The sequence below is a fragment of the Paenibacillus sp. Y930 genome, from assembly GCF_056786375.1.
The window spans coordinates 409,883-424,983 of record NZ_JBXCIX010000002.1 but is presented as its reverse complement, the minus strand read 5'-3'; the positions used below and the strand labels follow the sequence as shown (position 1 = coordinate 424,983).

The 15,101-nt window shown below is 39.8% G+C and carries 11 protein-coding genes, 1 pseudogene and 2 riboswitches; of the genes and pseudogenes, 4 read left to right on the top strand and 8 right to left on the bottom strand.

What is annotated here, in order from left to right; translation table 11 throughout:
- Positions 1-217 precede the first annotated feature (217 nt).
- Positions 218-318: riboswitch (purine riboswitch) on the bottom strand.
- An 886-nt stretch (positions 319-1,204) separates the two neighbouring features.
- Positions 1,205-2,491, top strand: coding sequence for a glycoside hydrolase family 18 protein (locus AC1TO5_RS07355; protein WP_482062149.1), 1,287 nt, complete (start codon positions 1,205-1,207; stop codon positions 2,489-2,491).
- A gap of 313 nt (positions 2,492-2,804) precedes the next feature.
- On the opposite strand, the gene AC1TO5_RS07350 is transcribed toward AC1TO5_RS07355, so the two are convergent.
- Positions 2,805-3,401 (bottom strand): nitroreductase family protein, encoded by a 597-nt coding sequence (locus AC1TO5_RS07350; protein ID WP_482062148.1) that lies wholly within the window; start codon positions 3,399-3,401, stop codon positions 2,805-2,807.
- A 45-nt stretch (positions 3,402-3,446) separates the two neighbouring features.
- Positions 3,447-4,394 carry a peptide-methionine (S)-S-oxide reductase MsrA gene (gene msrA / locus AC1TO5_RS07345; RefSeq protein ID WP_482062147.1) on the bottom strand — a complete coding sequence of 316 codons (948 nt, stop codon included), beginning with the start codon at positions 4,392-4,394 and terminating at the stop codon, positions 3,447-3,449.
- A 133-nt stretch (positions 4,395-4,527) separates the two neighbouring features.
- Here msrA and AC1TO5_RS07340 point away from each other — a divergent pair, with 133 nt between their 5' ends.
- Both AC1TO5_RS07340 and AC1TO5_RS07335 read left to right on the top strand, forming a co-directional pair.
- A complete protein-coding gene (locus AC1TO5_RS07340; protein ID WP_482062146.1) occupies positions 4,528-4,959 on the top strand; it encodes a hypothetical protein in 432 nt (143 codons plus the stop codon).
- Positions 4,959-6,035: a phosphodiester glycosidase family protein gene (locus tag AC1TO5_RS07335; RefSeq protein WP_482062145.1), complete on the top strand. Its 1,077-nt coding sequence runs from the start codon at positions 4,959-4,961 to the stop codon at positions 6,033-6,035. Before AC1TO5_RS07340 ends, AC1TO5_RS07335 begins: the two co-directional genes overlap by 1 nt.
- 17 nt (positions 6,036-6,052) lie before the next feature.
- On the opposite strand, the gene AC1TO5_RS07330 is transcribed toward AC1TO5_RS07335, so the two are convergent.
- The 3 genes from AC1TO5_RS07330 to AC1TO5_RS07320 all read right to left on the bottom strand — a co-directional run bounded on the left by AC1TO5_RS07330 (position 6,053) and on the right by AC1TO5_RS07320 (position 9,120).
- A complete protein-coding gene (locus AC1TO5_RS07330; RefSeq protein ID WP_482062144.1) occupies positions 6,053-7,045 on the bottom strand; it encodes a 5-oxoprolinase subunit C family protein in 993 nt (330 codons plus the stop codon).
- Positions 7,046-7,065: 20 nt separating this feature from the next.
- Positions 7,066-7,794, bottom strand: a complete 729-nt coding sequence (pxpB, locus tag AC1TO5_RS07325; RefSeq protein ID WP_482062143.1) for a 5-oxoprolinase subunit PxpB — start codon at positions 7,792-7,794, stop codon at positions 7,066-7,068.
- 567 nt (positions 7,795-8,361) lie between these two features.
- Entirely contained in the window at positions 8,362-9,120 is a 759-nt protein-coding gene (locus tag AC1TO5_RS07320; protein ID WP_482062142.1) for a LamB/YcsF family protein, read from the bottom strand.
- A gap of 729 nt (positions 9,121-9,849) precedes the next feature.
- Between AC1TO5_RS07320 and AC1TO5_RS07315 the strand changes: the two are divergent.
- Positions 9,850-10,179 (top strand): annotated as a pseudogene (locus AC1TO5_RS07315) (VOC family protein); the annotation flags it as partial.
- A 73-nt stretch (positions 10,180-10,252) separates the two neighbouring features.
- On the opposite strand, the gene AC1TO5_RS07310 reads toward AC1TO5_RS07315, so the two are convergent.
- The 3 genes from AC1TO5_RS07310 to AC1TO5_RS07300 form a co-directional block, all read right to left on the bottom strand.
- Positions 10,253-11,632: an NCS2 family permease gene (locus AC1TO5_RS07310; RefSeq protein WP_482062141.1), complete on the bottom strand. Its 1,380-nt coding sequence runs from the start codon at positions 11,630-11,632 to the stop codon at positions 10,253-10,255.
- A gap of 114 nt (positions 11,633-11,746) precedes the next feature.
- Positions 11,747-11,847, bottom strand: a riboswitch (purine riboswitch).
- 124 nt (positions 11,848-11,971) lie between these two features.
- The gene (locus AC1TO5_RS07305; protein WP_482062140.1) at positions 11,972-13,621 is read right to left on the bottom strand and encodes an alpha/beta hydrolase family protein; all 1,650 of its coding nucleotides are present in this window, start codon (positions 13,619-13,621) and stop codon (positions 11,972-11,974) included.
- Between the two features lie 339 nt (positions 13,622-13,960).
- Positions 13,961-15,064, bottom strand: a complete 1,104-nt coding sequence (locus AC1TO5_RS07300; RefSeq protein ID WP_482062139.1) for a DUF1648 domain-containing protein — start codon at positions 15,062-15,064, stop codon at positions 13,961-13,963.
- Positions 15,065-15,101 lie beyond the last annotated feature (37 nt).

Sequence of the window (15,101 nt, the reverse complement as noted above, 5' to 3'; positions counted from 1 at the left end):
GTCCACTAGCAAACTATTTCAGAATTGCTACTGGACTTCGATGAAACATAACTATATTAGCAACATAATAATTAATAAGCTAATACGTATGTTTCCGCTTATGAATTGATCGAAGTTAAAAGCAAACTCCATTGACGTATAAAAAGTTACACTAGTCACCATTAGAAATATTAACATATCCAATTTTCGCTAGGTAAGTGCTATTTACCGTTTCATTCAATCGCTTCAATAAGTTCGTAGTCCAGAAAGTATTGGTTCCGGGTAGAAACGTTTGAGCCATTCCCTCAAACATATACGAGTTATATACATAATTTTTCAATCATAATATTAGTTATTCAACAAGCTATCTTATTAACCTAATTCACTTTACAATCTGTACGTTTAGCTCACCTTCGTGATGTCAAAACATTCGACTTTCGCACTTGCACTTATAGTTTATCTAACTCTATGTATACTGTCAACAAAATACGAACATTAATCATCATTCAATTATTATAGTTCGCTTTTCTAACACAAATTGAAATGTTAACAGCTAAATATTGACGTTTTTCCCGTAAGTTCACTGATATCTAACATGAAATGTAATCTCCGAAACGAATAAACCTACATGAACTACAATTATTTCTATTTCTTATAATATAGGCAATTTCAGATGAATATATATGAGTATATTAAGCTGCGAGAACTAATCAGGGATCGGAGTCCGCTCCGAAAACTAATTGCTGTTCCGATCGCCGTTGTCCTCGGATTTATTGTATTAGGAATAGTGGTATAAATCCGAGGACAAAAACGAACGCTATCGCTTCTCCACTAGCAATTAGTTCTCTCCGCTAGAGCAGAGGAGAACGATTAGTTCGCTTCGCTAAGGCATAGGTGTAGGGATGAAAAACAAGGTTACTTTTTTGTGACCAATTAGGTTTCAAGTTAAGAGGGACATAATTGCTCGATAGTCGCATCCGTAGCGTCAATTTTGGTGTTACGGCGCCACAATTGCTCGAATGTAGCGTCCGTAGGGTCATTTTTAGCGTTACAGCTCCACAATTGCTCAAAAGTCGCGTCCGTAGTTTCATTTTTGCTTTATTAAGTTGGTGAATGAACTAAGTAGTAACAGTAGCACCACTTGCGAACGATTATCGGATGAAAAATGATCATATTTCAATCATATGTTCAATTAATTCCTATCAAAAACTTTGGGAGGTAAAGCATGCAAATACATACCGTTTCGCGGAATGATTCATTGTGGAATTTGGCACGAATCTATGGCGTACCGCTTGAGCATCTTGTTGAAGTGAATAATATACAACCAAGTGATGCCCTTGTCGTTGGTCAAGCATTAATTATCCCTACTCCATCTAGTAGTAAAACTCATAAAGTTGCACGCGGAGAATCATTATGGGCTATTGCTCGCCAATATGGATTAAGTCTACAAGAAATTGCGGACGCTAATAATATCAGTAATCCCGCTCTTATAAAGCCAGGGCAGATTATTAAAATCCCTACTCCGCAATTAACAACGATAGAAGTGAACGGTTATATTGAACGTTACGATGAGAACGCACAAAAAGAAGTAACAGATCATGCCAATGAGCTAACCTATCTCACCATATTCAGCTACCATATTCAAGAAGATGGTACACTGCTACCGCTTAACGATGAAGCACTGCGCGAAGTTGCAATTGCTAATGGCGTTACACCTATGATGGCTATTTCAAATATTTCAGATCAAGGCTTTAGTGGCGAACTTATTTCCCATGTGCTCAATACACAACAATCCTACACTCATCTTATTACGACTGTTTCTAACACAATGACGGATCGTGGCTTCAAAGCGCTAAATATTGATTTTGAATATATTCCAGCTGCAGATCGTGAGCTATATAATCAATTTCTGCGAGACATCACAAAGCATCTACATCAATTTAACTATTTGGTGTCATCAGCAGTTGCTCCCAAAATCAATGCTGACCAAGTAGGGGTACTTTATGAAGCTCATGATTATAAAGTACATGGCGAAGTGCTTGATTTTGTTATCATTATGACTTACGAATGGGGCTGGACTGGAGGACCTCCGCGAGCAGTCGCCCCACTCAACGAAGTATCGAAAGTTATTAATTACGCTTTGACCGAAATTCCAGCTAACAAGATAATGCTTGGCATTCCGCTGTATGGATACGAGTGGACATTGCCTTACGAAGAAGGCGTCTCGCGTGCTAGAGCATTAAGTACAGAAGCTGCAACTACACTTGCACGCGAGAAAAAAGCAGCCATCGAGTATGATGTCACTGCCCAATCTCCTCATTTTTCATTTTATGATGAAAATGCAAAGCAACACATCGTCTGGTTCGAGGATGCTCGCAGTCTTCAAGCCAAATTCAATCTCGTGAAACAACATGGTCTCAGAGGTGTTAGTTATTGGAAGCTGGGAATTACTGCGGATACAAATTGGTATCTGCTAAGTGAGAATTTCAATGTTGCAAAGCTTGAACTTTAGATTTTGCAATTTGGTTCGCTCTACATAAAAAGGCTGTTCATGAACGACGTTAATCATTAACGTCAACCACGAACAGCCTTATTTCTAATTAATAATGTAAGTGCAAGTTCAAAACATTCGCTTGTCTCCCGCCAAGTAGATGACCCACAGCGGAAACCAGTAGCACAGCGTACGTTTTGGGTACGTGAGCGCCTACAATGTTTCTGCAAGAAACTTACATCGGAAGCTTATGCTATACTTTCCAAGTTCGCCTCAGATGCGATGTCGACTATGCTACTTTAACACTTTCTTCGTTATCAATTTTGAACTTCTTCTAGCCTAGCCACTGTGTAACTTCTGCCGCAGATCGGCGAGTAGCAACCGGCGGAATCATATCGGCATAGCCAATATAGATAAATCCAACAATAGATTCGTCTTCGCGCAGATCGAATTGTTTGTGCATAGCCTCATGATACATCGGTGACCCAGAACGCCAAATCGCACCTAAGCCATAGGCATGTGCAGCAAGCAATAAGTTTTGCACTGCTGCTTGTGCTGCTGCTAACTCTTCCTCGATTACTGCTCGCGGATCATCTGATGGAGAACAAATTGCCGCAATAACAACCGGCGAACGGAAAGCCTTCTTAGCTTCTTTAGCTCTTTTATCTTCATCCGTCTCACCTGTTACTGCAGTAAATACTTCTGCATAGCCTTGGCCAAGCTTTGCTCGACCTTCACCAGTCATAACGACGAATCTCCATGGCTGCGTATTATGATGACTTGGCGCCCATGTTGCAGCCTCAATCAATTTTTCGATAATAGCTTTTGGAACGCTATCCTGCTTCACTCTACCAATCGTTCTACGACTTTGAATCGCTTCGATAATTTGCTCACAATGTTCAACTGAACTATATACATTCGATTCTGTCATATTATTATCTCCCATTCTGGAATATGTCATTTACCGAATTATACTTTACTGAAATAAACTCAAGTAATGACCGAAGCCACTTTCCACTAATTGATCTTTCGGAATAAACCGAAGTGATGCCGAATTGATACAATAGCGCATTCCAGTAGGGTCAGGTCCATCCTCAAATACATGACCTAAGTGAGAATCGCCTTCCTTCGAACGAACCTCCGTCCGAATCATTCCATGCGTTACGTCAACCTCTTCTAGTACATTCTGATTTTCCAGTGGTTTTGTAAAGCTAGGCCAGCCACAATGCGCGTCGAATTTATCTTTAGAGCTAAATAAAGCCTCCCCAGAAACAATATCAACATAGACGCCTTCTCCTTGATGATCCCAGAACTCATTACGGAACGGAGCTTCAGTCGCATTGTTTTGCGTTACTTCATACTGAATTGGCGTAAGACGTGCTCTTAGTTCACTTTCATTCTTTTTAATAGACCAGTGATGTTTAATAAAACTCTCTCTGCCTGATCCTTTAGCATACATTTTGTAGCGGAACGGATTTTTCTTGTAATAATCCTGATGATGTTCTTCGGCTAAATAAAAATCTTGTGCCGCAACAATCTCTGTCACAATCGGTTTTGTGAAGCGACCGCTAGCTGCCAGCTCCGCTTTCGAAGCCTCCGCTAGTTCTTGTTGCTCATCAGAATGATAGAAAATAAATGTACGATATGAATGTCCCTTATCGTTAAACTGCCCTTCAATATCTGTTGGATCAATTTGTTGCCAGTACAACTCTAACAATTTCTCATAGCTAAGTAATGTTGGATCGTATTCTATTTGAACTGCTTCAATGTGACCCGTTGTATCTGAGCATACTTCTTCATACGTTGGATTTTCCGTATGACCACCTGTATAACCTGATGTTACTTTGATTACACCAGGAATTTGATCGAACGGTGTAACCATGCACCAGAAACAGCCTCCTGCAAATGTAGCTAATTGATTCATTTATTTAACCTCCATTATATGCCTCTTACTATTTTCATTATACACCACCATCAACCAATTCAAAATGTTACAATATATAATGTTGCAACAATTACTCATGTTGTTAACGTCTAATTATTGAGGTGAAAGTGATATGACACAATTACAAGCAGAAGAAGTATCAGCAGTACGTCGTAAGGAAAGCAGCAAAAAAAGAAGATCTCGGTTCGCATTTATTAACTTTCTCATGCTATGGCTACTATTAATTGTTGGTGGCTTTTACGCCACTCATTCCTATATGGAGCATTTCAAAAAAGGAGTCACCCAGCAAATTGAAGAGCAAACATCGGCGCAAATTAAAACACTACAAACAAGCTACGATGAGCAAATTGCACAACTCGAAACGAGCTATATTGCCCAACTATCAGATCTTCAGATTAAAATCGAACAACTTAATGAGCTATTAACCTTTACAAAAGACAATGCGGATTCAAGTACAGATAACAGTAATATGCTTTATACCCAGCTCAATGCGATGAAAACTCAACTTAATGAACTTAAAAAGAGCTTGGAGTTACTGAAATAATGAATGCCGTAAAATGGATGAATCGCACTTTTGTATTTGTAACCGCACCAGTCATAGGTTTGTTTGTATGGATGATTGCCACTTCGTTTCAATTCGATTTACAGGATGATCTTAATCCGAAGCATACAATAACCGAATCTTCTCAACAACGTGAAGAACTCTCTGTTAAAGCTAATGAGCAGTTAGCTGCAAATGTAGATCTTGCGAATGAAACGATGCAATATATCGACGATTACTACGAGCTTTACGAGAAAATGAATAATGAAATAGCTGCCGTCGCGAAATTAATCGCTACAAGCAAACAAATACCATTATCAATTTATGATAAAAAAATAACAACTCGTCTCGGCAAGCCTTCTGCTACTATCGATTCGAAGAAATTACGTGCTCAACTCTTCTATATTAATCATGATAATTTCCAATCTTATGTTGTTAAGATAAAGCTGAAAAGCAAGGAATCGATGAAGATGGTAATGGGTGGGGACAAGCTAGGCGAAACAATGACAACTCTTACCGCAGCAAAAACTTACAGCGCGGCAGTGGCCATTAATGCAGGCGGCTTTGCTGATGCTAGAGGCAATCGTTATCCACTTGGAACAACGGTTATGGACGGAGAATATATTCAAGGATTTCAACCGAGTCGATCTGATCTATTTTTCGTTGGTATGAATGCCAACAATAAGCTAATCGGGGGCAAATTTAGCAAAAAAGCTCAATTAGACAAATTAAAGCCTAAATTTGGGGCAACCTTTGTACCTGTCTTATTGAAAAATGGAGCTTCTCAAACGATTCCAGATAAATGGAAAACGAATCCTGCACGGGCACCGCGGACGATTATTGCAAACTATAAAGATGATCAGCTATTATTGATGGTGACCGATGGCTACAACACAAATGGTAGTAAAGGCGCGACGCTTGCTGAACTGCAAACGATCCTTAAAGGATATGGAGCCGTTGATGCCTATAATTTAGACGGTGGCGGTTCTTCTTCACTCGTCTTTAATGGAAACATCATCAATAAGCCTTCAGATGGCTCATTAAGACGACTACCAACCCATTTCTTATTTTTCAAATGATTAAGCTTGCTATTCAATTACTGCTTGCTCTTTAATTGAATAGCAATTTTCAATCGCTTAATATCTTGCTCCGATTCAACAAGCAGTTGTTCTGCTTCCTCAATCGTTATTGCTGTAAAGGTAATCGCACTACCTGGTTTCAACTGACCAAATATCGGAATATCAACTGCCGCTACAACCGCAATACGCGGATATCCACCTGTCGTTTGGCGATCTGAAAGTAATACAATCGGTTGCCCATTAGCCGGTAATTGTACTGTTCCATGAACGACACCTTCTGTAATTAACTCTTGCTTACTGATCATTGCTAACGATGGGCCTTGCAATCGATATCCCATTCTATCTGATTGAGCGTCAATGAACCATTTGGACTGGGTAAATTTCTGTTTGTTAGCTTCATCTAATAGCTCATATTCAGGACCCGCGATAAATCGAATCGTTACACTATCCTCATGTGCCATACCAAAATGCTGGGCGTTAAATGCTCTTGTATCACCGTCCTGTAGCTTCTGCCACAATCCCATTGAACAGCTTTGGTTGCGCATTTCAGACACTTCAATCATATCTCCATTGCGTAAAGCTCTACCTTCATATCCACCGATAGTAGCACGCATATTCGTACTATAACTTCCAAGTACAGCTGGTATAGCTATCCCGCCTGCAATAGCGATGTATACTCTACAGCCATTTTTATAATGAGTAAAATTAATTACAGCATCTTTGGATGCAATGAAAGGTTGCCACATCGGTATCGATTGCCCATTCATTGTCGCTGACATATCTCCACCACATATTGCGATAAGATGATCAGCAGTCATCTTTAATGAAGCACCTGTCAATGTAAGCTCTAGAACGGCATTCTTCTCGTCATTGCCAAGTAAAATATTGGCTACCCTTGCCGCACCTTCATCCATCGCCCCATTAATATTGAGCCCAAACTTTTGATAACCGTATCTACCCAAATCTTGAATCGTAGTAAGTATCCCCGCTCTAATGACTTCAATCCCCATACACGACGCATCCTTTCCTCTCAAGTCCATTGTGATGTACTGATGTCTTCGAACTGTTCCACCGTTATCGGAATAAATTTAATCCAATCACCAGCCTGTACTAATGTGGGCACCTCATCTAGCGGATTGAACATTCGTAATGGCGTGCGACCTATAATACGCCACCCACCAGGTGTAGCAAGTGGATAAATACCTGTCTGCTCTCCGGCAATCCCGATACTTCCTGCTACAATATGAGTTCTTGGAATTGCTTTACGAGGTGTAGCAATACGTTTGTCCATTCCACCTAGATAGGGGAATCCTGGTACGAAACCTAGCATATGTACAAGATATGATTTTTCACAATGTATTTGCACTACAGCATCGGTAGTCAGCTCATTATATCTGGCTACTTCAGATAGATCAGGACCATAGAAACCACCATAGCAAACAGGGATTTCAATAACGCGATGCTCCACATGAGCAGCTTCAACAGCTTGCTGCTCATATTGTTCGATTCGTTGTTGTAATTGCATTTGTAACATCTGAGAGGCAGATTGCTTGAGCAAGCTAGCTGCTTTCATTAGCAAAGGATTATAATGAACTGTAATCGAACAGTAAGCAGCTACATATTCAATGACACCATGCATTGGTTCAAGCTCCAAAGCTTGCAATAAACTCATTACCTTATGATGCGTTTGTTCATTAATTTCATGCCCAAGTCGAATAATGACAGCCTTCTCACCTAACGGCAATAATGAATATTCCATACATAAGCCCCTTTCATCCTAACGATGTTTTAGAAATTTTTGGCGCAACATCGTTATCGAAGTCCGCTGTTTAATCTAACCTATTACAATGAAACAACATCCAGCAACGTGTACGGTACGAGTACACAAGCGGTCAATGACCGAAGCTTCAAATGAAGGTTCAAAAAGCGGGCTTTCAGAATCGAGAAGATGGAGTGCTACTTGAGAAAGGCGGAAGCGCAAGTGTACGTGTTTGGTACATGTGGACCTACAATGTTTCTGCAAGAAACATACATCGGAAGCTTATGCTATACTTTCCAAGTTCACTTCATATTCGATGCCGACTATGCTACGTTAGCGTAACATCGTTATCAAAGTCCGCTTTTTGAACTACCGCTATTTCAATAAAGGCTCTAAACGTTCGGCTGTCAGAACCGAGAAGATGGAGCTAATTTTCGAAAGACGGAAGCGCAAGTGTACATGATTACGTACACGCGAACCGTACTTTCCAAATTCGCTTCATATTCGACGTCGAATATGCTACGTTAGCATCACTTCGTTATCACAGTCGGACGTTTAGAGCTTCCTCTAAACAGGATGGATGACTTCAATGCCTGCTTCTGACAATGCCTGCGACAACTGAATCACATGCTCTAAAGCATCGGGTGAATCCCCATGTACACAGATTGTATCTGCACGCATATTCATTTCTTCACCTGTTCTACTATCAACCTTATGCTCTCGCACCATACGAATGACACGCTCTGTTGAGTATTTGGATTGAACAATTAGCGCTTGTTCATGCGATCTTGGCGTCAACGAACCGTCTTTCTCATAATTACGATCAGCAAATACTTCATGCATCGTACGAAGACCTGCTCTTGCCCCCGCTTTAACAAGTTTACTGTTGGACTGACCAACCAAATATACATCATCACCTATACGGTATACTGCCTCAGCAATAGCTTCCGCGATATCTGTACTTCGATTCGCCATTTGATATAATGCCCCATGAGGCTTCACATGCGTAATCGATGTTCCTTCGGCCTTTGCAAATGCCTGCAAAGCCCCGATCTGATACAGTACTAATCCATATATTTCTTCTGCACTAATATCCATTACACGTCTTCCGAACCCTGCCATATCTGGTAATCCTGGATGAGCACCGATAGCCACACCATATTGAAGCGCTAGCTTTACCGTCTTGCGCATTGTCATTGGATCTCCAGCATGATAGCCACATGCAATATTTGTTGACGTAATATACTTCATTAATTCTTCATCTTGTCCTAAATTATATATACCAAAGTTTTCACCCATATCACAATTTAAATCTACCTTGTACATTATTTCACCTAACCTTACTATGTAATTTTCCACTTCGTATGTTTTTCATCCCAATAAACTTATTTGTCATAGCTATGTAGATTGTTCTATCTCAACTAATTCTAGCAGATTTCCACCCATTAGTTCACTATAATGTTACCAACTGCGCAAGTAATGCTTTAATTGATGAAATTCCCCGCAAAATAATGGCTCAACCTCATAATAAGTGCTTAACTATTAAAATTTGTACGCTTAAGCGTACATCAGGTACGTTATAGGCATAATTAATCATTTTCCAGTAAGCTTTTGGCCCCTTGGCACTCGTGCATATAACAAAGCCAAATGTAGCCTTAATGTGCGTCAGATGGAGCAACTGCGGCATTCGTTGCTGAGCTCAGCAACTTGCGCTTAATTCCATTCAGCACATTGCCGAGCTCAGCACAACCCAAACCCATTGGCAATACTAGCGGACTCACAGGATCTTATTTCTGCGTTTTCCGCTCATTTCGAGTTTTCGCGGACTCACAGGATCTTATTCACTCGTTTGCTAGTGAATATTCAGTGAAATACTATCAATAGGGTCCTGTGAGTCCTCTTACATCCTAAAGTGGTGGTTTTTAGCTAATTAGCGTCCTGTGTGTCCGCTCGTTTGTTCTTCAATCCTGCTTGATCACCATTAGCACGCTATGAAGATCATTCTTGCACTTCATTCCGCACTTGCGGCGTAACAAAGCCAATTGTAGCGTTAATATGACTTTTGGCGATATTCCAGATGCGCCTGGAGAAGCACAACACGAGGATACAAAAAATCTAATTATGCATGCTAGATTGCAAATTAGCGGAAGTAATGTGATGTTCTCCGATGTCTTCCCAAGTATGCCCTTTACCGCTGGAAACAATGTTATGCTTGCCCTTGTAAGTACTGATCGCAACGAAATAGAATCGGCTTACGAGCAATTAAAAGTAGGTGGTACTATAGCGATGGAGCTACAAGAAACGTTTTGGAGTAAATGCTATGGTATGATTACCGATCAATTCGGCATCAATTGGCAGTTCAGTCAGGTCGAAGAATCCAATTAAATATATATTTAACAACAAAAAGAAGCAGCGCCGGCCAAGCACTGCTTCTTTTTGTTTTTTTCTAATTTATTAGCTACCCCATAAACACATAACGATAGATAATTAGTACCGCTAGTACCCACATTAACCAGTGGACTTTATACTGACCTTTTTTCGCTAGGTTAGCAACTGTAGCAAGTACAACATAGAACACGATACCGAAAGAGATACCGTTAGCGATGCTGTAAGAGAAAGGCATAAACGCGATAATGAAGAATGCAGGAATTGCATACACCATATCAGAGAAGTCAATTTCTTTCACCGATTGCATCATAAGTACACCAACAATAATTAGTGCTGCAGAAGTTGCAGAGCCTGGCACTAACATAACTAGCGGTGCGATAAAGATTGAAAGCAAGAAACAGATACCTGTCGTAACAGCTGTTAGACCAGTACGGCCACCTTGTGCAATACCAGATGAGCTCTCAACAAAAGCTGTTACTGTACTTGTACCAAGCACAGCACCACCACTTACGCCAATTGCGTCAACAAACATTGCTTTACCTACTATTTTTTTACCTTTTACTTTATCTTTCATAAAACCAGCACGAGTAGCTGTACCAACTAAAGTGCCGAATGTATCGAACATTTCTACGAATGTGAATGTAAGAATTACTGTAATTAGCCCGACTTCTATAACACCCGCGAAGTCGAAGTCCGCAAAGTGCATTGTGCTGAAGTCTGGCATCCATTGAGCACCTGATAATGAAGCACCAGCATCAACATTTCCAGTTACGATCGCCAGAAGAGTTGTTGCTAACATTCCCCACAGAATCGCACCTGGAACTTTAAGTACCATCATAATTCCTGTAAGTAGTAATGCAATGATCGTAAAGACCATTGTTTCATTGGAGAAGCTACCTAGACCGATAACTGTCTCATTACTCGTAACTGGTGTAAATACACCTTTTGTAATATTATCAAAGCTTTCCACATTGATGGTCATCAAGCCGCTACCCTTCATACCGATAACCGTAATGAATAGACCAATACCAACTGTAATCGCATGCTTCAGGCTATCCGGTACTGCATCAATTAACATCTGACGAATTTGCGTAATTGTTAAGATGATGAAGATAACTCCTGAGATAAATACTGCCGTTAAGCCCATTGCTGGAGTAATCGGCGTATCTGTGGCCGCTGAAGCAAGAATTACTGATGCGAAATAAGCGTTCAATCCCATACCTGGAGCAAGTGCTACTGGGAAGTTTACGAAGATCCCCATTGCAATTGTGAAAATACCTGCTGACAAAGCAGTAGCTAGAAATACTCCGTTCACGTCCATACCAGCGCTACCAAGAATCATTGGGTTAACCGCTAGAATGTATGCCATTGTCATGAATGTTGTTAGACCTGCCATAATTTCAGTTCTTACATTTGTTCCTAGTTCCTTTAATCGAAAGAAACGCTCCATTTTGAATATAACCTCCCAAAATTGTGATGGAACAAGCAAAAAAGCCCAAAGAAAATGCGTAACTCGCATCTCTCTAGGCTCTGCAAAAAGGAAAGAAATATACCACTGGCCTAGTGGCTTTCTTTCATCCTTCGTAGCCTGATCATTTACGGTGATCTAGTAGAGACTCTCAAGCCGATTCTTGAGATTATACGAAAGTATATGCTTTTGTTGTATTCCGTCTTTAATTTTATCGAGGTAGACACATTGTTGTCAATCATTTTACGAATGTTTTTCGATAAAAAGTTACAAACATTCGTTTTTCTCTACAATTAAGAGCTGTTGTTCGTGTTTTCCGCATTATTGCTTAATCCATTTCACCATGTCAGTAATTAATTTCCCACTAACATTGGAAGGCAGATAATACTCTGAACCAATCGATAGTTCTTCATATTCAGTTAGAACATGATTAATATTCGGATAGGAAATATATGATATATTGGTTCGGCTTTCCAATTCTTTCTTCCAACCATTGAATTGATTCATACTTACTTGCCAATCATTCTCTCCTTGGATGATAAGCATTCGTTCATTTTGTAGCTTTGCCATCTGAGCTGGTAAGTAATCTCTTTGCTCATACCACCAATAAGCAGGAGGGATTGGGAATGACTCCGGTAATTTTTCTGTCGAATACGTCGGATCATTGATTAAATCTACTGTCTGACTAATGAATGCAGCCGTCTGTTCTTGGCTAGCAATAATCTCAGAAGAATATCCTAATTTTTTCAACCGATCTAGAGCATCCACCTGCTGTTCTTTCAGTACATCTGCCAAATTACCACTTGGCGCTGAAAGCAGTATAGCCCCTGCGATATCGTTATCCTTATCATTCTCGAAAATCTTTGGAACGACGTAACCACCTTGACTATGACCAACAATATAAATATGAGTAGGATCAATCTCACTTCTGCCCTTTAACAATTTGACTGCCAAAATAGAATCATCGACAGATTCATTGTTCAAAGTAAATTTTGGTAAAGAAGCTACTTTCACATTATGCTCCTTCGTTACTTTTTCATAGCGCAATGTAGCTATATTTTGAGCAGCTAGGCCGACTGAAATATCTTTAAATATTTTAACTGCGCCAATTGTAGAATCGCGATCATGTGGACCAGAACCATGAACAAGAACAACCGCAGAAAATGGTCCTTCTCCTTCAGGAATAGTTAATGTTCCCGGTACTGCAAACATACCTTCCCCGATTACTACATCTATTTCAGAATAATTTCCAATATCATAAGCTGGTTTCTGATAAGTATCGGCAACAGCCACTTGTTCCATGTACAGATCATCAATTAATTGATTAGCATCAAATCTTAATGTAATCTTCAAAGGCAATGCATTGGTTTCATAAACTATAATAACATTTGTATGTACGCCGTTGTTCTCGATCGTTAGAGACTGCTGCATCAGCGGCTTACCATAAACAGCAGAATACTGTTGTCCAATGATTGCAAGAGCTTGTTCAGGAAGATTCGGTCTTAATGCTTCATTCATCATGGCAGGCAGACCCGCTACATTTCCTGAAAATAGTTGATATACAAACAAGCTTGAAAGTCCTGCCAAATCGGTTGCAGCAAAGCTGACTGTTTGTTGTACTTTATCCCAGTTCGCATCGATGCCGAATATAGCATTGAAATCGTTTAAGGAAATATAAGTGCTATGATCTTTCATCATAGCTGAAAATTCCATGTTCAGTTCTTTATCGTTGATCAACGCTTGTTCTTTCCCGACCGGAATAATTGCCGTGAGATTACCTCGTTTGATCGTAACCAATTGTTCAGCTTGATTCCAATCCACTCTAGCTCCAATCGACTCAGCTGCTACTCGTACAGGTACCCAATCTGGATTCGCTGCTGACACGCTCAGTTGACTGATAGGAGATAAGAAAACAAAGAAAATAAGGGCAAGGAAAAAGACAGATTTCATTAAATAATTAAATGGTTTCATTCGTATATCCTCCTAAAAACTTTTTTGTTGCTTCCTCGATTTCACTTCTCTTTAACAAAATAAGTTCACCTCGAAAGCATACGCTTGATATTAAATAGTTGTTACTACTTAGATTCCAATATAAGAGAGACCTAGTAGCCCAAATGGATCAGCTGTAGTGACACTTTTGGCGTTACAGCGCCACAGTTGCTCGGTTGGATCGGTTGTAGTGATACTTTTTGCTTTATTAAGTTGGTGAATGACCTTAGTAGTAAGAAATAGTTAAGCTTCGCACTACCGCTTACCACATAATATTAATTCTACATTTTCCAACATATCCCTTTACCTACTCATTGAATACTACGATAAGAAAATGGTCGGAATTAATACAATAGCGAAAATCCCAATAATAATTAACCAGCTTAACGGTCTAGCAAAATTCATTGTCCAGCCAACACCAAATCGTTTTTCCACAAAGATCGCAGGATCATTACGATTCCAATAGAACACTCCTGCTTTCCAGAATTGATCTTGATCCGCAACCGCTACCTTACTTTGAGCATTCGAGCCATTAAGCTTAATGCGCGAGCCACCTTGACCTGTTTTTATACTTAATACAATTGATCCAACAATAATTACTCCAATTACCGGAAATACGACTAGCATGTACATGTCGTTCGAAATTTCGAGTAAAGATGATAGTTGACCTAAGCACATAATGAATACGATTAGAAATCCAGTTATCGCCATAAAGATCGACCAAGAATAGCGGAAGATACGATTCCGCTCAACTGATCCTTCTGGATCTTTACTTTCTACAATTTGCTTTGCTTTGGAAATTGAAATGTGTGAGAAAATAAATACAACTATCATCGTTAGAGCGACCCCAGATAGTCCAAGTACCGATGATAAACTCTTCTCGACACTTCTAGTCACTTCCCCAGCGAAATTATATTGCATAGGAATGATTGCGGGAAACTTTTCATAATTGATCAGACTGTAAATTACAGTACCTATCACTAGTAGTAAATGCGGTATATACCATGCTAACGAAATCGTCGTGCTCTTATTATAAAAACCTGTTTGTACAACAATCCTTTGCGTAGCAAGCTGCTCATCAAACCAACTTTGCGCTTGTTTCCACTTTTTGATCTGCAAATGGCTAACATAATAGATAATAAAGCTGCCGATGATATAAGCAAATATTAAGCAAGAATAAACTATAGCGTAAAAAGATTCTTCTTGATTACTTTGTAATAGCATTAATAATATGACCATTAGAACTAAGCCAAGAGCGGTACATAATATAATGTATCTTTTAATGTGCTTTTTGACGAATGGCTCCTGCTTGACGCCTTCTGGTACAGTTACACCAAATGCCTCAACCTTCCTTGTAATTAGCGGGGTAATTGCCATGATTGCAATGATCGGTATGAATAACGCGATTAATATCCAAAATTCCATTCCATTCATCTCCTTCAACTTTTCGTACGAAAAGTAC